Here is a 22275-nt window from a genome sequence, read left to right on the forward strand (position 1 = left end):
CACGTTATAATCGATCGAAATAGATGCGTTTATAAGTTTAAACATTTATACTAGAAGTACTTCACTAATACATGAAAGGGATTATTATGAATAAAAGAATCTTATTAAATATTACTTTCGTTTTGATTTTCTTTTTAATAATTAATTTTTTCATAGGCATTAACGGATGGATCTATATCAATACTTTATTTAGTAAATGGACGAATCCAACGATAAAATTAATTTATTGGATTGTATTTGGGATATTTACTTTTGCTTATATCCTATCAAGAGTTCTTAAAAGAAAAATCCCTAATTCATTCTTTAAACCGTTACATAAAATTGGCGCGTATTGGTTAGCCATTTTTTATTATTTAATCTTTTTGATTATCGCAGCAGATTTAGTTGGCGTAATTTTAAGAGCCCTAACTCCTTTAAAAACGAATGTGATAACTTTAATCCTTGGAACGATTGTAGTTATAAGTATCATTTTTTTGATTACTATCGGAAGAAGAAACGCTGTCAACACAGAAATTGTTCATTATGATATAAATGTTGATAAATCTAATGATAAATATAAACAGTTATCAATTGTATTAGTCTCAGATTTACATTTAAGTACACTTGTCACGAATAAAAGACTAGAGTTTCTTGTTGATAAAATTAATAAAATTTCACCTGATTTAGTTTTAATTGCTGGAGACATTATCGATGAGGATATAACTCCTTTTGTTGAAGAAAACATGATCGAAACTTTAAAAAAATTAAAACCGAGAATTGGAACATATGCTGTACCTGGAAATCATGATTATTATGGCGGGCATTTAGATTTACTAGTTGAGCATTTAAAGGATGCTGGCATTCATATTTTATTGGATGAGAAAGAGCTTGTTGAAAATAACTTTTATATCGTCGGTCGTAAAGACCTCGCAAGTAAAAAGCGTTTAGAATTAAACGAATTACTCGAAGGAATTGATCATACTAAGCCAATCATTTTACTTGATCACCAGCCCTATCACCTAGAAGCCCCAACTCAATTGGGTGTCGATTTACAAGTTTCAGGTCACACACATCGCGGCCAGTTTAAGCCAAATCACTTAATTACGCGCAGACTTTATGAAGTGGATTGGGGATATTTACAAAAAGAACAATCACACTTTGTCGTTTCTTCTGGATTTGGAACTTGGGGGCCACCAATAAGAACAGGTAACCCTTCAGAAATTGTTACGATTACTGTTTCTTTTACTAATTAATTTAACAAAATGATTTAGAGACCACAGGGTTTTTACGATGGTCTCTTTTTTTATCACAATTTATGTATAAATAATTTTCAGAAAAGTGTAAAATATTATTGTAAGTTTCTTTTTTTAGAATGGAGATTGAAACATGAAAAATACGGAGTACTACAATAATAGAAGCCGACGAATTTATATTTATTTCATGGCTTCACTTACTTCTTTATTACTAGTAGGTATTACACTTTCTCCTTTAACTTTTAAGGACCATCCAATCGAACTTCTTACCCAAGTATTCTTAATGTTCGTAGTCATTTTTGCACTATTTTATTTCGTTAAAAAAGATAACACATTTTCCAAAGTATTATTTACGACTATTGCTTCACTATATGTTTATATTAAATTTTGGACATACCCAGACACATCAACAATGTATAGTTTTGTAGCCATTATCCCTATCTTTACAATCTTTTTATATAACCGAATAGCATTTTACATAGGTTGGATCTTAAACATATTAGTTGGACCTACTTTTGTATTATTAATCTCATTTACTGAACTCAAAGAACAATATTCATATATAGCATTAGACCCTGTTGGTAATATACTAGAATTCCTTTCCATTCAATTAATACTCTTATTTGTATTTTTACAAACAGAAACAAAAGTCATCGCCTTAGAAGCAAACTATAAAGAAATACAGCAAGCAAAACAATTAAATTCAATCGGCCAACTAGCTGCAACAATTGCACACGAAATTCGCAACCCAATTACCGTCGTAAAAGGATTTGCACAACTTTTTCAAAAATCAAAAACAATCCTACCAGACGAAAAATACTATGTCGATACAATGTTGAAAGAATTAGAGTACGCCCAAATAATAATTAACGATTATTTATCACTAGCAAAACCCCAAACAGACACAATTCTAGTCACTGAAGTAAACAAAGAAATTCTAAACGTAACTGACTTATTAGCCTCAATGGCAAATAGTCAAAGCATTGGCTTTCAATTAAATTTAAACGAAATGCTTTACACAAAAATTAATCCAATTGAATTTAAACAAGTTCTCGTTAACATGATGAAAAACGCAATCGAATCAATGCATTGTGCCGGTTATATTACGATCAACCTTTTGCAAGAAAATGAATTTGCTCTTATTGAAATCATAGATACAGGAATTGGTATGTCTCAAGAAACAATCGAAAAACTTGGCACCCCTTTCTATTCACTAAAAGAAAGAGGTACAGGCATCGGCTTAACCGTCTGCTTTAATATAATTGAAAAATTCAAAGGCAAAATTAAAATAAGCAGTAAAGAAAATGTAGGAACAACATTTCGGATTTATTTACCGATATGGAAGAAGGAAGATGAATAAAAAACCACAAATTTGTGGTTTTTTTATTTTTGAATACGCTATAAATGCTGTTCAACGCAAAGAAGTGAGCTTTTTAGAGCCGCCAAAATCACTCTTATGCACAAAAGTCAGTACCCTATGAACAAATCCCGTCAATTTACGCACAAAAAACACTGCTTTATGCACATATCTTGGCAATTTACGCACAAAGTTCACAACTTTAATTAGTGTTCATTTTTCTTGTATTACCACAAAAAAACTCACATCAAAGTGAGTTTTCTGTTGAGAATATTTTAAAAATCCTTCGCAGCTTCCTTAGCTTTTTGGATTGCTTGTTCTTTAATTTCTTGAGCACGATCTGCGAACTGATTTTGACCTTCTACAAAGATACCATTAAAATCTTGTACACCTAAGAAGCTCATGATTGTGCCAATATAGCGATGTCCCATTTCAAGACCTGCTGCTGGCCCCTCCGAATAAACACCGCCGCGCGCCTGAATATGTAAAGCTTTTTTATCACCTAATAATCCTTGTGGTCCATTTGCAGTATACTTAAACGTTTTACCAGCAACACAAATCGCATCAATATAGTTTTTCATAATTGGAGGAAATAAAAAGTTCCATAACGGTGTTACGAAAACATATTTATCAGCTTCAGCAAATTGAGTTACAAGCTCATTTAATCTACCAACTTTTGATTGCTCACCTGAAGATAGTGTGTCAAATGCCCCTCCAGTTTGAAGTTTCCCCCACCCTGAAAAAACTTCAGCATCAATATGAGGAATCGTTTCCTTATAAAGGTCAATATGTACAACCTGGTCATTAGGATGCGCCTCTTTATAGCTCTCAATAAACGCATCACCGACTGCCATACTATATGAAGTAGACTTATCGTGAGGATGCGCTGTGATATACAATAGTGTTGTCAAACGTATTTCCACCTTTCATTTCAATTTAAAAGCCTTCAATTATCATCTGTCATTTCTAACCAAACAATACAAATATTTATAAAAAAACCTTTTATTTATGTGGAAAGATAGGAACGCTTAGTGAAGTTTGTTGATATAGTCGTGAAGTTTGTTGATAAAATAGTGTTTTTTGTTGATATCGGGGTGAAGTTTGTTGATAAAACGGTAAAGTTTGTTGATAAAATGTTTTTTATTGCACAGGTGATGGGTCACACTTCTTCATCTGAACACATTAACAACAAAAAAAACCTTTACTCTAATAGTAAAGGTTCACATTATAATCATTATTTTGCTTTAAAAATACCAAATGGTTTCCCTACTGGTAAAAATTCTCTTCCAAAGTGACTATTTAAAACAGCTGCAGCTGATCCGTAAAATGACATAATTGCAATTCCTAATTCACTATATGCTGCAAATGTATGTGTAGCTTCTTCCATAAATCCAAGAGTGCTAAGTGATAAACCGATAAATAGACAATCAATTAATACAAAAATAATAAATAAAACTTTATGTGTTTCCATTGCTCCGATTGTCATAAAGATTGAAAAGATTAAATATCCTACAAAAGCAAAACCAAGTTGTTTTACATCTGCTGCTTTCATTAATGCTTCCCCAAACACACCTAATTGAATTAACCAAGTAGTACCAACAGCTAACCAGAAGAAAGCATAACCGGCAAATGCAGTTGCACCAAAAACATTATTATGTTTGAAATCCTGGATACTCGCAAATAATTGAGCAATTGCACCTAAAAATATAGCCCAAGGTAAAATTAATGAAACACCGTCAGTAATTCCTAACTTTTGTGTTGAGGCAACAAGCGTTACCATCGCTAAGCCGAATAAACCAATTGCAGATGGATCCGCAGTAGTAATTTTAATTTGTTGTACGTCTTTCATTGATGTAAATCCTCCTAAACTTTTAAACAGACTAAACTATACTACTATATAATTTTGAGGATTCATATAGCTTTTTTTCGCTTTAAAAAAAGAAAGCACTTTCTTTTAAAAAGAAAGCGCTTTTTACCAAAAATTACTTTTTATGTCGTTTTGCATACCCACATCTTTTGCATAATTCTTCCACTGCACATCGTCTTGAGAATCCATCATAAATCGCTCTAGCACGTTCAGAATTTAAAATATCTTCTAATGATGTCTCATATAAGTTCCCTAAAGGAATTTTACCTTCACTATCTAAACAACACGGTACAACAGTACCATCAACTAGTACTCCGATTTGATCCCTTAAACCATAGCAGAATACTTCCTCATCGATAATGTCATTTCCCATGTCTGGCCATTGAAACTTTTCTGCCATATTTAAATAAATTTTATCGCGCAGTTTAATATTATGCGTTTCTTGCAGCCTTTCACTTAAAGAAAAATCTAAATTTAGTTTTTCCTCAAGTAATCTTAATATATCAATATTTAACGAGTTACTTGCTTGTAACTCTGCACTATCCATATTCCAAAGCCTAATCGCACAAATCATATCGCTTTTTTCATTCGCTTCATTTATGAAATTCGTAATATTTTCAACGTAATCATGCAAATCCTTCGTTAAATCATTCGCTTCAAAACTGTGAAGTGAAAAATTGATTTGTCTTAAACCTTTAGATTCAATTAACAAATCCTTTACTTTATTTATTAACGTACCATTCGTTGTAATATTAACCTTCAAACCATTCTCATGACTAATGTCCAAAAATCTACCAAGCTTTGTATTTAAAAATGGCTCACCCATCAAATGAAAATAAATATGATCCGTATAAGGTTTTACCGAATTTACAACATGAGCAAATGCCTTCTCATCCAAAAACTTCAACGGCCTCTCTAGCGTTGGGCTCGGACAAAAATTACACTTCAAATTACAAATATTTGTAATTTCTATATAAACTTTCTTAAATTTTCTCATTCTACTCTCCTACTTTAAATGATCTATATTCACATATTTCGCTCTAAAAACTCGAATAAATCTATCATACAATAATTTTCAAGATATTAATATTTCTACACTCTGTTCAATTTTTACCAACCGAACAAAATTGTAATCATTCTAAAACTTCATGAAATTGTTTTAATGTAATGACTAAAACCGCAGTTTACATATAATTATTTTATAATAATTTAATTAGGCAATTGAATAGCATAGGGGAATGGTTTTATCTTCTTTTCTACAATTTTTTTGTAGAAATGAGGTGATGCCATTGGAAACACTCGAAATACTTACACTGATCTTCATCGCAATGACATTTGTCGTTGTATTGATTCAATTAGTAGTTAGTATAATTAACTCAACAAAAAAGAAATAGCCCCTATGCTTTCCACCGCATGGACTACTTCTTTAGTAAAATTCTCTGATAAAACCATTTCGGCTTATTTAGTTGCCTAGAACGAGTGTTGTCGCACTCGTTCTTTTCTTAATATATATTTATTATAGCATATGATTCATTTGATATACTTTGATAGCTTGAATTTTTTGTTAAATTATTCTTATCGCAATGACCTTTGTCGTTGCATTGATCGAATTAATTGTTTGTATAATTAGTGCAACAAAAAAGAAATAGCCCCTATGCTTTTGGCTCACATGGGCTACTTCTTTGAAATACTTAGATAAAACCATCTTGGCTAATTCATTTGCCAAGAACGAGTGTTACAGAACTCGTTCTTTTTGTAGTTTTGCTCAGCATGGGCTACTTCTTTGAAAAACTACATAAAACCAACTCGACTGCCTAGAACGAGCGTTGTTCTTCTCATTCTTACTTTTAATTTATCATATTTTTTAATCCAAATTTATGAAGTATATGTTGTTTCTTTGAATTGATAATATTTTACAATTCCAATCAGTTTTATCGACATTTTTCCATATTTCCCGAGAAATTTCCTACCTGAATTTTGACAAAATCTATGTTTTTTCAAATAAAATTTGTTGACAGTTGTTTGTAATCTGTAATATTATTTGTTCATCGCAAAACAAACTAGTTTGATTTTAAAAAAATGCAGTTTCAAATATAATTAATAATTTAATTTAAAAGCCATGATGAGAAATAGTAAAAATATTAAGTTCTTAAACAGAGAGTTCCCGGTTGGTGCGAGGGGCGTAAGACAATATTTTGAACACATCTCTGAGCTGAGCACCGAACCCTTTTTGGTAGTAGACTGTTTCCGGATTCCCTGCACCCGTTATCGTGCTAGAGTATAGCTTAATTGCTGCACTTGAAGAGGTTGGTATCGTGAGGTATCAATAAATAGAGGTGGAACCACGTGAGTATTACTCCCGTCCTCTAGCTATTCTATATAGCTAGAGGTCGGGAGTTTTTTGTTTTTCAAGAATATTTTTAAGGGAGAGAGTAAAAATGAATAAAAAATTAATGTCAGCAATTATCATGTGTATGATTTCAATATTAGTTGTAACGGGTTGTGGAAAAGAGAAACGAAATGCGAACGAAGTAGTTGTTGGTTTAGACGATACTTTTGTTCCAATGGGTTTTAAAGATGATAAAGGAAAGGTCGTTGGTTTTGATATCGATTTAGCAAATGAAGTGTTTAAACGTGAAAAGATGACAGTAACTTTCCAACCAATTGATTGGTCAATGAAAGAGACTGAATTAAAGTCTGGTAATATCGACGCAATTTGGAATGGTTATTCAATTACACCGGAGCGTGAGAAAAAAGTTGATTTCTCAAGTCCTTATTTAAAAAATAGACAAGTTATTATCACACTTGCAAATTCAAAAATAAAAACAAAAGCAGATTTAAAAGGTAAAAATGTTGGTATTCAAGAAGGATCAAGTTCTTTAGATGCAGTTAATAAAGATGAAAAATTAGTAAAATCTTTCAATGGTAGCAAACCAGTATTATACGAAAATAACAACCAGGCTTTAATGGACTTAGAATCTAAACGTGTTGATGTAGTTGTCGCAGATGAAACATTAGCTCGTTACTATATGAATAAAAGAGGCCAAGACAAATACAAAATTTTAAACGATAACTTTGGTGAAGAAGAATATGGAATAGGCGTTAGAAAAGACGATGATGCTTTACTTAAAAAAATTAACAAAGAAATTGATGCTATGAAAAAAGATGGCACTTACGACAAAATTTATAAAAAATGGTTCGGTACATTGAAATAAAAAGGAGATTATAATCATGGAACAAATTACATCTTTATTACCTTCCATGCTTGATGGATTAACAGTAACGCTAGAGGTTTTCTTAATTACTCTGGCGTTATCAATCCCACTTGGAATCGTTATAGCACTTGGAAGACTTTCTAATATAACAGCAATTAAATCAATAGTAAGTTCTTATATACTTTTAATGCGTGGCACACCTCTACTTTTACAAATAATCTTTATTTTTTTTGGTTTACCATTAATAGGAATTGTATTTGACCGCTTTACAACAGTTATTATCGCATTTACATTAAATTACGCCGCATATTTTGGTGAAATTTTCAGAGCCGGCATTCAATCGGTTGATAAAGGGCAATATGAAGCAGCTGAGGTTCTAGGCTTAAGTCGCAGTCAAACATTTAAACGAATTATTCTACCTCAAATGACAAAAAAAGTACTACCTCCTGTTTCGAACGAGGTAATTACGCTAATTAAAGATTCGGCTCTTGTATATGTAGTTGGACTTGACGATATGCTTCGAGTAGCAAAAATCGCTTCTAATACTAGTGCGTCGCTACTCCCTCTTGTTTTCGTTGGTATCATCTATCTACTATTAACAGCAGTATTAACTACATTATTTAAAAGTTTAGAAAATCGATATTCATATTATAAATAAGGAGAGACTTATATGTTAAAAGTAAATAACTTAACAAAACAGTTTAATAAACAAACAGTATTAAATGAAGTCTCTTTTGTAGTCAATAAAGGAGAAATTGTTACCCTTTTAGGACAATCTGGAGCCGGAAAAACAACTATTCTACGTTGCATTAATGGCTTGGAAAGTTTCGATGGTGGATCAATTGAAATAGATGGTCAGATCATTAAATCTAAAAAGGATCTTTTAAAAGTACGAAAAAACATCGGTCTCGTTTTTCAAAACTATAATTTATTCCCTCACAAAACAGTAATTGAAAACATTATTGAAGCGCCAATGCTTGCATTAGGATTGAATAAAGAAGAAGCTTCAAAAAGTGCTATGAATTTATTAGAACAAGTTGGTTTAAGCGAAAAAGCAAATTCGTACCCTAACGAGCTATCAGGTGGTCAACAACAACGTGTAGCCATTGCTAGAGCATGTGCACTGCAACCAAAAATTCTTTGCTTCGATGAACCTACTTCAGCTTTAGATCCTGAACTAACGAACGGCATTGCTGAAATTATGAAAAATTTAGCAAAAAACGGAATGAGTATACTAGTCATTACTCATGATATGGAATTTGCAAAGAATGTCTCGACTCGCACTCTTCTTGTAAAGGAAGGTAAGGTTTTAGAAAGTGCCTAATTAAGGTGGCTACTAGATGATACTTTGAATGTTTTTACTTAGATTTACACTATTTTCTTATATTCAATGTACTAAAATTGTAAATCTAGGTAAAATCGACTTCATTTTAGGTGAATTTAGCTTCTTATTTGCGGATTCACCTTTTTTATTTGCAGTTCTACTTCTTTATTTGCGCCACCATAAAAAAAGAGGCCACAATATTGCTAGCCTCCCCACAAATCAATGAAAAAACTTACTAATAAAGGATAACCCCATTATTAAAGCGACGATAAAGCATAAAATAACTAAACGTTTTTCATGTTTATTTGAAGAGTGCATGTCATCTCCTCCGCTCTATTTTTTACCTTGAATATATTCGGCATCAAATAAAAATAATTTAAATAAGAATAGCAATGATGGTACTAGTAGGAGTAAGCCTAATAAAAATACGGTTACTAGCATTGTTCCGGACGTTTGATTTGTGTAGCCATTATAGATTGTTATATATGGGTCTAAAATATATGGCAAGTGAGCTGCTCCATAACCGAAAAATGCGAAGAAGAATTGGAGCATAACAAAGATAAAAGCTGTTCCGTAGTTTCGTTTTATTAAAATTAAAGTTGATGCAATCAGAAAGCAAATTAGTGATAGTAAAAACATCCACCAATAATGGTTAATGATATTTTGATAAAATCTAGGATTGTTATCTCGTAATCCTACAAATACAAGGAAGCTTGATAGGATTGTTGGAACGGTCCAAAATAGGGCGTATTGTCGTAAAATTGCTAGGGCACTGTCATCCTTTGCTTTACTAGCGTAATATGTCAAAAATGTTGCGCTAATATATAAAACTGAAATGATTGCAATGATTACAACACTCCATGAATAGATACTTGTTAATAAATTTTTAGCTAAAAATTGAACGACCCCGTTTTTTTCAAAAATATATCCTCCACCAGAGATTGTTAGAACTGTACAAAGTGATGCAGGTATTAACAAGCCAGTCGCTCCGTATAGGAATAAATATACTTTATTTTGCTTTGAACCGTAGTTTGAAAATGCGTAGAATGATCCTCTAATTGCTAACAGTACTAGTGATATACTACCTGGGATTAATAAAGCTGTACCATAGTAGAATGCAACACTTGGAAAGAATCCAATAATCCCTACAAAGAAAAATACAAAAAATACGTTGGTAATTTCCCATACTGGTGATAAATATCTACTAATTAAATTATTTATTAAATGATCCTTCTTCGTAACCTTTCCGTAATAAGCAAAGAATCCCGCACCGAAGTCAATTGATGCAATGATGATATATCCATATAGGAATGTCCATAAAACGATTATTCCTAATAACTCAATATTCAAAGAAGCTCACCCTCCTATTCATCAGCTCTGTTCACTCTTAATAAACAAAGCCTATTTTTTTAAACGATATTGAAGTTCATCTTCGGGTGGATTATGAATGAACATTTTTCGAATTACGATTGTACAAAACACTCCTAAAAATACATACAATACAAAAAATAACCAAAACATTCCGCCTAGTCCTTTGGCTGTTGTGGCCCCTTCTGAAACCTTCATATATCCTCTTAATATCCATGGCTGACGGCCAACTTCAGCAATCATCCATCCTAGTTCGATATTAATCATCGCTACTGGTCCGGTCATTGCTAGTCCACGTAATAGCCATTTATTGTGCATCCAATTTTTCTTTTTAATTGAAAATACAACAAAAATAAAGGTCATCGATATAATTAAGCCAACAAAGGTCATCTTAATATCAAATAAATAATGTATGTATAAAGGTGGGGTCTCATCTTTTGGAAATTCATTTAAACCGATTACTGGCGCATTGAAATCTGAAAAAGATAAAAAGCTTAATAATTTAGGAATGCGAATTTCATATTTTACTTCATGGGTCTGATCGTCTAGTGTTCCGAATAAGACAAAGTCAGCCCCTTTCTGTGTTTCAAAGTGCCATTCGATTGCGGCTAACTTTTCCGGTTGGTATTTAGCAAGAAATTTTGCTGAGACATCCCCTGTTATTCCAGTTAAAATGGCGAATATTAATCCTAATGTAGCCGCTAATCGTAGACCTTTTCGTGTATATTCTGTATTCATTCCTCTTAATAATTGAATTGCAGCAATCGAAGTCAATATGAGAGCAGATGCAACATATGCAGTAACGATTACATGCAATGTTTTTGATGGTGCCGCTGGATTAAACATCGCGGCAATTGGATCGACCGTTTTAATGGCTCCATTTTCCAAGGTAAAACCTTGTGGCGTATTCATAAATGCATTTACGGTAGTGATAAAAAATGCTGACAAGGTCGATCCTAATATTACTGGTAAAATAATTAACCAATGATAAATAGGCTTTTTAAAACGATCCCATGTATATAAATATATTCCAAGAAAGATTGCTTCAAAAAAGAAAGCAAATGTTTCCATAAATAACGGAAAACTAATAGCCTGACCTGCAATTCTCATAAAGCTCGGCCATAATAAAGATAGTTGTAGACCGATACACGTTCCGGTAACTACTCCAACTGCAACAGTAATGGTGTAGCCTCTAGCCCATCTCCTTGCCATCAACGAATAATGTGGGTCTTTTTTTACTATCCCTAAACCCTCAGCAATCGCAATCATTAATGGGATCCCAACACCAATCGTTGCAAAAATAATGTGAAATACTAGTGTCATACTTGTTAGTAATCTACTGAGTGTGACATTATCCAACTCCATCTGCTATCCCCCCTACACTGTAATATCTTATTGTCCATTGGAATTAATTATTCTAAACAAATTTTTACTAATGTTACTATTTTGTGAAATTTATCACTCTATATACTTTTCACGTTCGCATCTATAAAAGTATGTTCCTCTAGCAATAAAGGTATACGTTAAGTTACGGATTAAGAAAGGTGGAAATAAAGAAAGAAAAATTGGCGAAGATAGGGCATAGTTTCACTTATGCCTGAATTAGAAACTACGTCGATTTCTCTTTCTAAACGGGAAAAAAACCACAAGAAAATATCTCGTGGTTTACTCCTTAATAGTGCTTACAGTTAGCCCTTTATATTAATTTATTAATCGGACAATGCGTTTCTTTTTCCAAGAAAATTTGTAGTAAAAATAGTTTAGACAAAGGCCAACTATAAAGGCTGCCGGATATCCTACCCAAATTCCTTTCATTCCGAGATATGTGTAATGAGACAATAGATAAGCTACTGGTACTTCAATGCACCATATTACGAAAATACTAATGAGAGTTGGCCAGAGAACTGCGCCGCTTGCTCGCATTGTTGACGTCAAAATAAATGAATGGCCAAGGATTAAATATCCCCATAATGTGATCATTAATAAACTATTCGCAATTTGAACTGTACTTGCATTTGTTAAGAATAAATTTAAAATCGGTTCCGAGAAAAGATAGGTTAATAAAATGACTATGCCCCCTAGCACATAGTTAAGTAGTAATCCAATTTTAATAACTTGGTTTAATCGTTCAAACTGATTCGAACCAATTGACTGGGCAGCAAAAATTGATACTGCAATACCAATACAGATTGACGGCATCTGAACATAGCTTAATAATTGATTTACTACCCCATATGAAGCTGTAGCATTTGATCCATAATGATTAACAAACGTAATAACGGCGATTTCTGAAATAGAAAGAAAAACCATATTTATACTAGTCGGTATACCAATTTTTAAAATTAATTTTAATAGTTCCAAATCCATTCGTAAATATTTTCTAATTGATGAATCAATCCTAAGAGGATGCTTCGTTTTATATAAGTAAATAATTAGAATGATACATGTTAAAATCGTTGAAACAACTGATGCATACGCCGCTCCGTAAATTCCTAACCTCGGAATACCAATCCATCCAAATACTAAAGGCGGTAAAAGGGCAACATTTAAAACCGTACTCAATACCAGAAAGTAAAATGGAGTTTTCGAATCTCCTATACCTCTCATGAGAGTCGTATAAACCATATAGATAAATAAAACTGGTATTGACCAAAATAAAATCGACGCATAATGACTACTTACATTAAGAATATTTTCAGGTGTCCCTATTAATTTAAGTAAATCTTTAATAAAAAGATTACCAATAATAGCTAAAGCGACAGCAAGAATTAAAGTAAAAGTAAGAGTTGTTCCAACAATGGCTTTTAACCTCTCATCAAACTTTGCTCCATATGCCTGACCGATTAAAATTGAACTACCAGATCCAATTCCAATAATAAAAGAAACCAAAAAGAAAAATATTGGAAAGAACGCAGAAATTGCAGCTAGAGCATTTTCTCCTAGCCAATTCCCCACTATAATCATGCTAAAAACTTGGCCAATTGACTGCAGAATATTACTTAAAAGCAATGGAATTAAAAACAGAATCATAGGACGTAATAAAGTAAATTTTGTTACCTTTTGCCTATCGGGATTTATCTCTGATGTAATCAAGCTTGATCACCCTTGCCATTAAATGAGTTATAACCTCGTTCACCGAACGGTTGCAGTTTTTCCAGCCATTTTTCCTCAAGCTTCTTTAAATCGCCCTTTATACCTAATGGACTAATATCTTCTTCTTTCAAAACTTCTAATTCCTCAAAAACAAATGATTCTTTACCATATTCATTCCATTCTTGTTGAAGAGCTTGATTTGTACAAGACCCTGCCTCTAATTCAAATTTCTTTCCATTTATTGTTTTTAAATTTTTAGTACTTACAATAAATATTTTTTCATTTTTAACATTCCTAATTTGGTATATTCCTGCTTGCACTTTCGTTTCTTTATACTGCATTTTTAATTCTTTTTTCCTACTCATTTCATAACAATCCTTTCTTTTACTAAACTTTTAGCCAATAACTACTTCCATCTGCCTTACGATCAATAAATCCATACTCAATTAAATATCTTCTTAAAATGACATAGTCATGGTAAATAGCTGTTAGTACTGCATTTATCTCTTTTTCTGTATATGACTGATTTGGTGAAAATCTTTTAGCGATTTCTCTCAAAACTACGAGTTTTTGTTTTTCCTTTAATGGAAATTTTGTTAATGGGCCATCCACGCCTTCAGGAAAATATTTCTTTAAACTTTTTTCCTTCTCGTCTTCTGTAATGTTATAACGATCATCAACCATTTTCGCCGTTTTATGAAGTGGCAAAAAGTTTGGAGCATGCTGATCCTTTTCCTTTAAAAGCTCCATCAATACGAGGAATAATTTCGCTTGTCGCTCTTTTTCTTTTAAAACAAAGCGATGATTCCTAATTGTTGAAGCACTGCCAATTCCGGTTTCTTTTTGAATATCTGCATCACTCTTACCTTGGTAAAAAAGACTTAGAAGATGGTTTTGATGTTCAGTTAATCCTGTCAACTTTTTATCAAGTTTAATTAAATAGTCGAAAACAGAATTATGATTACGTTCTATATGAATTTTCATAAACTTTTCAGCTTCATATAAAACACCAGAATCTTGGTAAACAATTCCTTTCTCAATTTTTTCACTACAAAGGAGGCATGAATAATGATCCTTCTCTTCGCTATACCCTTGTTTTAATTCTTTATTTCCAGCATTCCAAAAAGCATCTAAATTTTCCATTTGGCAAACACAACCTTTTATCGTCTATTAATATACAAACAAATAATAAAAATGTTTATTAATTAGTAAACATAATATGTCATTGTTTATAAATTGTCAATTTCATTAAAATTTAATTCCAAAATTCATATATTGATCAAAAAATCTTTGTAATATTCACTGCAAATGAAATTCATTCAATTATTTTCAAAAATAATAATTAAATGGCATTTATTTTTAACATTTCCAGTTATTACCTGAAAAAACTTACAAAATAGTACTTTGTTCCCTTTACAAACATATTCACTTAAGACACCAGAACCAATTTAAAATCAACAATTGACAATTCTTTACAGTACTTTACAATTAAATTGTAAAGATAATTTAATATTTGTCATATTTCAGCATGTTAAAAAGAACTATTTTACTTATTATTTTCTTAATAGACTAATATTTTTTAAGAAAAAACAGTAAAATTAAATATATAAACAAATCAGGCTTTGACTATATATCGTTCACGTGTAATCGGAAGTGATTTCTATAAAAGTTAGGGGGAAGTTATGTCAATTTACCAAGAAAAACTTATTGAGCTTTTATCCGTCGAACAAAAATTCGATAGATCGTATTTGCATATTAAACTATTATTTAATCAAGAAATTGAGCTTCATTGGGAAATTGACAACAAAACGGCTAATCTTTTGAAATCAAAAATTAATTTTGATGAGAATGTGAAGTATAATCTTTCGTTAAATAGTTCTTGGTATGAGGAAAAAGGTGAGTTTACTAGTTTTGTAACTAAAACTAGTAATCATAAAAGCGAGAAAATCTACTTTTCATGTTCAGAGGAATACCATCTCCAACTCCATTCCATAAAAAATATGAAAGATCTTAGAATACTAATCGATTTGCCTTATTTATCAATTACTCGATCAAGTTCAAAAAACGAAAAGAATAACTCGAAACGGTATAAGCTTTATGGGTGGATTACTGTTGCGACTATAAGTCTTCTTTCTATTATTTTAATAGGTTATAAGAGTCACACTTGTGTCTCAAAATCCTTTTTTTGTGGAAAAAAACCAGCAAAAGCTGAAAGTGTTGCCAAGGCACAAAACATAAAAGTTAATGAAAAACAAAACAAGATAGAGCAGCAAAAACAAGATTCAAAGAAGACTTCAATTAAAAATGTCTCTCAACCGAATTCTCAAATAAATGAACCAGACGTTAGATATGCAAAACAAGAACCCGTAAAGAAGCCCGTCCTATCAATCTACCCAACTACAGAGTTAAAAAACGTAGTAAGTTATAGCATCCCAGAAGGCAGCGTAGCACTTACATTTGATGATGGTCCATCGAAATATTCAAAGGAATTTGTTAATATATTAAAAAAATACAAGGTCGGGGGAACGTTTTTCTATATTGGGGAAAATGTTCAAAGATTCCCTGAAAATGTTCTATATGCATATTCAAACGGCTACTCAGTCGGAAGCCACTCTATGCACCATTATGACTTCGTAAAACTATCTTATAAACAACAAGAAAATGATTTAATTCAAACGAACAATCTAATCAAAAATATTACGAAGCAAGACACAGTTCTCTTTAGACCTCCATACGGAGCAAAAAACGAAGCAACTATTCAATTAATGCAAAAACATCAATTTAAAATGGTTTTATGGAATAAAGATACTGAAGACTGGAAAAACCGCAACACAAATACAATTATTCATTATGTAAAAAGCTACACCGAGTCTGGTAGCATCATTTTACTTCATGAATCCAAACCTTCTTTAGATGCTTTACCTCAAATTATTGAATATCTTAAATCAAAAAATTTAAAAATAGTTAGTTTAAATTAAAAAAGTAGTCACGCTATAGTGACTACTTTTTTATTCATTTCTTCCCTGCATCAGTGTAAAACTTCTCCCTTGTTAGTTCAAAAATGTACGAAAATTTATTTTCCTCATTTGTTGACTCTCTCTCGATTTTACCTTTATTACTAAATTTATTTCTCTCTAGTAATTGGATAGATTTTTGATTTCCCGACTGAACATCGCCTTCTATTGTTTGTAGATTTAATACTTTGAATCCGTAATCTAGCACTGTTTCAATTGCTTCCTGCATGATTCCTTTTCCTTGAAGCTCCGGTGAAAGTTCGTATCCGACTTCCCCCTTTGATTGTTCGATTGCAAAATTCCACAAACAAATTGTCCCAATCAATTGATCACTTTCTTTAAGTGTAATTGCCCAAAGAACCCATTCATTACGTTCTATTCCTTCATTAATCATATTAATGTATTGCAGTGCTTCATCTATCTCTTTTACGAGCGGTCGGCTAATATACTTGGACATTTCTTTATTTGATCGCAATGCAAATATTTCATTTTTATCCTCTTGGTTCATTTGTCTTAAAATTAATCGTTCCGTGATTAATTTTGGAAATGGTTTGAAATTAAGGCTCTCCATTCTAATTTATCCTCCAATTGAAATACTTAAATCAGTACAACTTGTTTCAATTCTATTATCTCTAATCTAATTATGTAATGAAATACTTCTAATAGAAAAAGCACTACTTTATGTAATGCTTCTTTTACGTATTTATTTAGTTTTTATCATGAAATATAAGAACCAATTTCCATGAATGCCGTCTTCAATAGCCGCTCGATTAAAGACATTTTTAACAGTTTGATTCGTTGTACTGTCGGCAATTTTTAGATAAAAGCGACTATCGTATTGTTCTCCAATAAATAAGGCCTCAATTCCTTGTTTAAAGGTTTTCCCACATACTTGTGTAATTTTGGCTTCAATTGTTCTTCCAGTTAATATTCGATAAACTTGTTGAAACGCTTCATAATGTCTAACATCATCTTCACGAATCTCATTAATCACTACTTTTGTAGCATCATTTGGTGCTTGTTGTCCTAATTGTGCAAGGCAATTGATTGCATTATATTTTAAGTTAATCGCTTTTTCAATGTCTCTTTCTAGTTCAGCGTTTAACTGTCTATAGTAATCGTAATAACTATTTGGATTTTGATAAGAATACATATGTCCCCTCCTCTTTACCACATATTACTTTATGGGTAAACGAAGTATTGGGTGCGTGTCTAGATAATGGTATGGATTTAGGAAAACGAATGGTTTAAAAAAGATTAAAGGAATAATCAATTACAAGGAATAGGGTAGAATAAGGAGCAGAGTAAAGAATTTAAGATTGAATTAATATTAATACCTAAGTGCAAGGGATTGGATCCTTGCTTTTTTATTTTTTTGAACAAACTTTTCTTTTTCTTCCCCATTTCTCTACACTTCATTGTTCCTAATTTTCATAGTACATTTTTACGAAAATACGCGTTTTCGGTATGATTTATTTTTAGTAAAAATTTAACTTATATTTTTTTTATTTTTTATAAAACTTTTTCGAATAGGTATACGTCTTTTATATGTGTACCTTCTTAGATACGTATCTCAAAAAAGGAGCTCTTTACATGAAGGGGAAGTTAAACTTAGAAAAGGAACTTGTTGATTTTATTATTAATAATAAAGACGATTTTTATCGTTTAGCATATAGCTACGTTAAAAACTCAGAAGATGCGGTGGATATATTACAAGATTCTATTCAAAAAGCCATTTCCTCAAAAGATAAATTGAAAAATGAACAATCTTTAAAAAGTTGGTTTTATAGAATTGTAGTAAATACAGCATTAGATTTTTTAAGAAAACAGAAAAAAATAATGGTAGTGGATGAAGAAACGATTGAGTTATATTCTCCAGGCCAAGATGATAATTACACCAATATTGATTTAGAACGGTCATTAGAATCTTTACCAACTAAATACCGTGCTGTAATTGTCCTAAGGTATTTCGAAGACCTTAAAATCGAAGAAGTTGCAGAAATTTTACAGGAAAGTCCAAATACAATAAAGACTCGTTTATATAAAGCTTTAGAAATACTCCGGATTAAAATGAAATGAATTTATTTTTTAGGAGGCCAATTAGTTGGATAAGAAATTAGAAAAATTAAGATCGGACTACAAGAATGTCCCCATTCCTGATAACTTGGACATAATCGTTAAAAAAGCAATTAAACGCTCCATGCAAAAAAGATATCCTCTAAAATCGATTACTGGATTTGTTGCCGCAGCACTATTTGTTTTATCAATTAACACTAGTTCATCATTCGCAAAGACTTTATCAAATGTTCCAATACTTGGAAATGTTATTAATGTACTAACTTTTACTGAATTTACTGTAAATGAACCAACCTATAAAGCGAATTTAAAGGTTCCTGCTGTTACTAATTTAAAAAATAAAGATTTAGAGCAAAGCTTGAACAAAAAATACTTAGATGAAAACCGTAAGCTTTATGAACAATTCAAGAAAGAAACAGAATCAGTCAAAAAGGATTCTGGTGCGCACTTAGGAATTGACAGTGGTTATGAAGTCAAAACAGACAATGAGGATATATTGTCTATTGAACGATATGTTGTCAATACTGCTGCTTCTTCGTCAACAACTATGAAGTTTGACACGATTGATAAGAAAAAAGAAATCTTATTGTCATTACCAATCCTTTTTAAAGATCAATCATATGTAAAAATAATTAGTGAAAATATTAAAGAACAGATGAAAGAGCAGATGAAAAAGGACGAAAGTAAGGTATACTGGATACCTGAGGCAAATCTTGATTATTCAATTGATGCTTTTACAAGTATTAAAGAGAATCAAAATTTCTATATAAATAATGATCATAAATTAGTTATCTCATTTGATAAATATGAAGTAGCTCCTGGCTATATGGGTATAGTAGAATTCATTATTCCAACTAACATTCTTTCCAAAGATTTAGTCGGTAATCATTATATAAGATAGCAGGGTTTCCTTAAATTATCCTTAATAAAGCAACAATATAAACAAATGAATTTAAAAGGGCCTCTCTCATTTTGAGAATTGGCTCTCTTTTAAGCGAAATGAAATAGATAAAATAATAAGCCAAATATATAAAGATAGGGCTAATATTAGTAGTTATATTAGGGGAAGGGGTCGTTTATAATGAACTTTTTGGTTCGGAAAGTTAGAAAATTAGATTTTCCAAGCGTTCAACATTCTTTTGAGAGAGAAATCGTTTATGAGGTGTTTAAACGAAGAGGCAACGCTTATGTCTAATACAAACAAACAATATCGTTACATGGGCGGATTAGATGGGCTTAGAGCTTTAGCGGTTTTGTCAGTAATTGCATATCACTTAAATTTCTCCTGGGCATCTGGAGGGTTCTTAGGAGTATCGGTCTTCTTCGTACTTTCAGGTTATTTAATTACTGATCTATTAATTGCAGAATGGAGTATTAATAATAGAATCGACTTAAAAGGTTTTTGGTTCCGTCGCGCCAAAAGACTTTTACCTGGGATGTTTACGTTATTACTTATTGTCATAGCATTCGTTTCATTGTTTAAATCATCTATGATCGAAAATTTAAAACAAGATTCGGTAGCTGCAATCTTTTACTACAGTAATTGGTGGTATATTTTTCATCATCTTTCGTATTTTGATTCATATGCAAACCCATCATTATTAAATCATTTTTGGTCGTTAGCAGTTGAAGAACAATTTTATATCATTTGGCCAATCCTTACTCTATTAGGTTTAAAATATATTAAAAATAAGGATCGACTGTTCTTATTTACATTAATCGGCGCTCTTGTTTCAGCAATATTAATGGCTATATTATTCCATCCAGGGAGTGATCCGAGTCGAGTATATTACGGTACTGATACGAGAGCCTTTTCATTACTAATAGGTGCAGCTTTAGCACTAGTATGGCCGAGTCGAAAGCTTACAAATCACGTTACAAAGTCTGGAAAAATTTTAATTGATGTAGTTGGAATTACAGGTTTATTTATTTTTCTACTTATGGTGGGGAAAACAAATCAATATGATAGTTTCCTATATCGTGGGGGAATGTTCCTATTATCAATTTCTGCTGCTATGCTAATTGCGGCGCTTGCACACCCTACAAGTAAGATTGGTAGATTCTTATCAATGAGACCATTGAAATGGATTGGATTACGTTCATACGGTATATATTTATGGCAATACCCCGTAATTATATTATTTACCCCTAAAGTAAATGCAGGTGATGTTTCAATCTTTAGAGCACTTATTCAAATTACTTTAATATTTGTTCTTGCAGCACTTTCATATCGCTACATTGAAGATCCGATTCGAAAAGGCAAACTAAGATTACTTTTAAAGAACTTCCTCTCAGGAAATATTAATATAAAAGAATTTTTCTACAAACATATCGTCATGATTAGCACGTTTGTTTTATTAGCTGGAATTGCTAGCTTTGGGCTATCAGTACTTCCAGACGCTCAAGGAGTAAAAGCAAGCTCAGAGGTAGAGTCAGTTCAATCCGTATCAAAGCAATCAGCTGAAACGGTACAAAACGATGTTAAAAATCCTCCTTCAACTAACGTAGTTGATCATGATAAAGTAGCAACTAAGCCAGTTCAGCATAACGAAAGCAATAACCTATCAAAAACCGACGAAAATCCATCAAAAACTGATGAAAAGCCCGTTGCAAATAATATAACCAATCAAAATGAACCAGATCAGAATGTACAAAAGAATGCCGATAAAAATGAGAATAAGAATGAAGATCAGAATTCGAATGTAAATACTAGCCAAACTCCAACTAACACTAATAAACCTGATGTTACGGATAATCAAAAAAACATCTTTATTATTGGAGACTCGATTGTGATTAATTCGATTCCTCAGCTCAAAAAGACCTATCCTTCTTTATCAGTAAACGCTAAAATTGGTAGACAATTTACTGAAGCAACTAGCATTATTCAACAAGCTAAAAACACAAATTCGCTTGGTAATATTGTTGTCATAGAACTAGGTACAAATGGTCCATTCACTGGAAAACAAATGTCTTCTCTAATTGATTTAATTGGAAAAGATCGAAAAATTTTATTTGTAAACACGCGAGTACCTAGACCTTGGGAATCTTTCGTTAATAAAACTTTAAGAGAAGTTTCAAATAGATATCCTAATACTAGAGTTCTAGACTGGCATAGTGCTAGCGCAAATCATAGCTCATACTTTTCACCAGACGGCGTTCATTTAAAACCAAATGGTGCAACAGTATTTGCCTCATTAGTAACAAATGCAATTGAATCGTGGAAGTAAGATGAGTAAAACCACAAGGGCATCATGTTCCTTGTGGTTTACTTTTTGTTTTTTTATCGAATCACAGTCACTCTTTGGTGCAGAATGGCCCTTATGACCGAAATTTAGTGGTTTATGCACAAAACTCACTCATTTATGAACAAAACTAACGCATTTACGCACAAAAAAGCTGCTTTATGAATAAAGTTAACAACTTAATCAACACAGGACATATTATGTTCGCTTCCAACAACTTACTCATTATCAAATTTTTTGGTTTTAGATATTAAAACAAGTCCAATAATCAAAATAATGATATATGAAAATAAAGCATACTGTTCTAATCCAAAAGGTAAGATAAAATTAAAATTGCCACTGCTAAACCAAGGCACAATGCCTCTTATCAAACCTTGTATGCTTATAATAAATAAGGCAATACCTAATACTCGCAAAAGCGTATTAATAACCGTTCACTCCTTATTACATTAACATTTTTTAATTAACAAGTTTATCTTAACATAGC

The 22275-nt window shown here is 31.9% G+C and carries 19 protein-coding genes and 1 other annotated feature; of the genes, 9 read left to right on the plus strand and 10 right to left on the minus strand.

Annotated features, from left to right (window positions below; all coding sequences use genetic code 11):
* Positions 1-86 precede the first annotated feature (86 nt).
* Both ACFCYN_RS04915 and ACFCYN_RS04920 read left to right on the plus strand, forming a co-directional pair.
* Positions 87-1232, plus strand: coding sequence for a metallophosphoesterase (locus ACFCYN_RS04915; RefSeq protein ID WP_375947923.1), 1146 nt, complete (start codon positions 87-89; stop codon positions 1230-1232).
* A 133-nt stretch (positions 1233-1365) separates the two neighbouring features.
* Positions 1366-2592 carry a sensor histidine kinase gene (locus ACFCYN_RS04920; RefSeq protein ID WP_172446877.1) on the plus strand — a complete coding sequence of 409 codons (1227 nt, stop codon included), beginning with the start codon at positions 1366-1368 and terminating at the stop codon, positions 2590-2592.
* Between the two features lie 272 nt (positions 2593-2864).
* Here the strand turns inward: ACFCYN_RS04920 and ACFCYN_RS04925 are convergent, their stop codons facing one another.
* From ACFCYN_RS04925 to ACFCYN_RS04935, 3 genes are all read right to left on the minus strand, one after another.
* On the minus strand, positions 2865-3500 hold the full coding sequence (locus ACFCYN_RS04925; RefSeq protein WP_172446875.1) for an FMN-dependent NADH-azoreductase: 636 nt from the start codon (positions 3498-3500) through the stop codon (positions 2865-2867).
* A 323-nt stretch (positions 3501-3823) separates the two neighbouring features.
* The gene (locus ACFCYN_RS04930; protein WP_098118032.1) at positions 3824-4438 is read right to left on the minus strand and encodes an acetate uptake transporter; all 615 of its coding nucleotides are present in this window, start codon (positions 4436-4438) and stop codon (positions 3824-3826) included.
* A gap of 133 nt (positions 4439-4571) precedes the next feature.
* A complete protein-coding gene (locus ACFCYN_RS04935) occupies positions 4572-5453 on the minus strand; it encodes a radical SAM/SPASM domain-containing protein (protein ID WP_375947926.1) in 882 nt (293 codons plus the stop codon).
* Between the two features lie 1113 nt (positions 5454-6566).
* Positions 6567-6826: a binding site (T-box leader), on the plus strand.
* Positions 6827-6894: 68 nt separating this feature from the next.
* On the opposite strand from ACFCYN_RS04935, the gene ACFCYN_RS04940 reads away from it, so the two are divergent.
* Genes ACFCYN_RS04940 through ACFCYN_RS04950 form a run of 3 tightly spaced genes read left to right on the plus strand, consistent with a single transcriptional unit; the run spans position 6895 to position 8995 of the window.
* Positions 6895-7671 (plus strand): amino acid ABC transporter substrate-binding protein, encoded by a 777-nt coding sequence (locus ACFCYN_RS04940; protein ID WP_216853976.1) that lies wholly within the window; start codon positions 6895-6897, stop codon positions 7669-7671.
* A gap of 16 nt (positions 7672-7687) precedes the next feature.
* On the plus strand, positions 7688-8329 hold the full coding sequence (locus ACFCYN_RS04945) for an amino acid ABC transporter permease (protein ID WP_172446874.1): 642 nt from the start codon (positions 7688-7690) through the stop codon (positions 8327-8329).
* A gap of 12 nt (positions 8330-8341) precedes the next feature.
* Positions 8342-8995 carry an amino acid ABC transporter ATP-binding protein gene (locus tag ACFCYN_RS04950; RefSeq protein WP_172446873.1) on the plus strand — a complete coding sequence of 218 codons (654 nt, stop codon included), beginning with the start codon at positions 8342-8344 and terminating at the stop codon, positions 8993-8995.
* 333 nt (positions 8996-9328) lie between these two features.
* Here ACFCYN_RS04950 and ACFCYN_RS04955 read toward each other — a convergent pair whose 3' ends face one another.
* From ACFCYN_RS04955 to ACFCYN_RS04975, 5 genes are all read right to left on the minus strand, one after another.
* Positions 9329-10345 (minus strand): cytochrome d ubiquinol oxidase subunit II, encoded by a 1017-nt coding sequence (locus tag ACFCYN_RS04955; RefSeq protein ID WP_375947930.1) that lies wholly within the window; start codon positions 10343-10345, stop codon positions 9329-9331.
* A 51-nt stretch (positions 10346-10396) separates the two neighbouring features.
* Positions 10397-11728, minus strand: a complete 1332-nt coding sequence (locus ACFCYN_RS04960) for a cytochrome ubiquinol oxidase subunit I (RefSeq protein ID WP_375947932.1) — start codon at positions 11726-11728, stop codon at positions 10397-10399.
* Between the two features lie 336 nt (positions 11729-12064).
* Positions 12065-13393 (minus strand): MATE family efflux transporter, encoded by a 1329-nt coding sequence (locus tag ACFCYN_RS04965; RefSeq protein WP_375948020.1) that lies wholly within the window; start codon positions 13391-13393, stop codon positions 12065-12067.
* Between the two features lie 59 nt (positions 13394-13452).
* Positions 13453-13821, minus strand: coding sequence for a GIY-YIG nuclease family protein (locus ACFCYN_RS04970; RefSeq protein ID WP_098118040.1), 369 nt, complete (start codon positions 13819-13821; stop codon positions 13453-13455).
* Positions 13822-13843: 22 nt separating this feature from the next.
* Complete coding sequence (locus ACFCYN_RS04975; protein WP_172446870.1) at positions 13844-14599, minus strand: DUF2087 domain-containing protein; 756 nt, start codon at positions 14597-14599, stop codon at positions 13844-13846.
* A gap of 539 nt (positions 14600-15138) precedes the next feature.
* Here ACFCYN_RS04975 and ACFCYN_RS04980 point away from each other — a divergent pair.
* A complete protein-coding gene (locus ACFCYN_RS04980) occupies positions 15139-16434 on the plus strand; it encodes a polysaccharide deacetylase family protein (RefSeq protein ID WP_375947934.1) in 1296 nt (431 codons plus the stop codon).
* 34 nt (positions 16435-16468) lie between these two features.
* Here the strand turns inward: ACFCYN_RS04980 and ACFCYN_RS04985 are convergent, their stop codons facing one another.
* Both ACFCYN_RS04985 and ACFCYN_RS04990 read right to left on the minus strand, forming a co-directional pair.
* On the minus strand, positions 16469-17041 hold the full coding sequence (locus ACFCYN_RS04985; protein WP_375947936.1) for a GNAT family N-acetyltransferase: 573 nt from the start codon (positions 17039-17041) through the stop codon (positions 16469-16471).
* Between the two features lie 132 nt (positions 17042-17173).
* Positions 17174-17623, minus strand: a complete 450-nt coding sequence (locus tag ACFCYN_RS04990; RefSeq protein WP_172446867.1) for a ferritin-like domain-containing protein — start codon at positions 17621-17623, stop codon at positions 17174-17176.
* A gap of 440 nt (positions 17624-18063) precedes the next feature.
* Here ACFCYN_RS04990 and ACFCYN_RS04995 point away from each other — a divergent pair, with 440 nt between their 5' ends.
* From ACFCYN_RS04995 to ACFCYN_RS05005, 3 genes are all read left to right on the plus strand, one after another.
* On the plus strand, positions 18064-18549 hold the full coding sequence (locus ACFCYN_RS04995) for an RNA polymerase sigma factor SigV (RefSeq protein ID WP_098118045.1): 486 nt from the start codon (positions 18064-18066) through the stop codon (positions 18547-18549).
* Between the two features lie 25 nt (positions 18550-18574).
* On the plus strand, positions 18575-19447 hold the full coding sequence (gene rsiV / locus ACFCYN_RS05000; RefSeq protein ID WP_375947939.1) for an anti-sigma-V factor RsiV: 873 nt from the start codon (positions 18575-18577) through the stop codon (positions 19445-19447).
* A gap of 286 nt (positions 19448-19733) precedes the next feature.
* Positions 19734-21773, plus strand: coding sequence for an acyltransferase family protein (locus ACFCYN_RS05005; protein WP_375947941.1), 2040 nt, complete (start codon positions 19734-19736; stop codon positions 21771-21773).
* Positions 21774-22275: the final 502 nt, after the last annotated feature.

This window comes from Gottfriedia sp. NPDC056225 (genome assembly GCF_042267765.1).
GTDB lineage: Bacteria > Bacillota > Bacilli > Bacillales > Bacillaceae_G > Gottfriedia.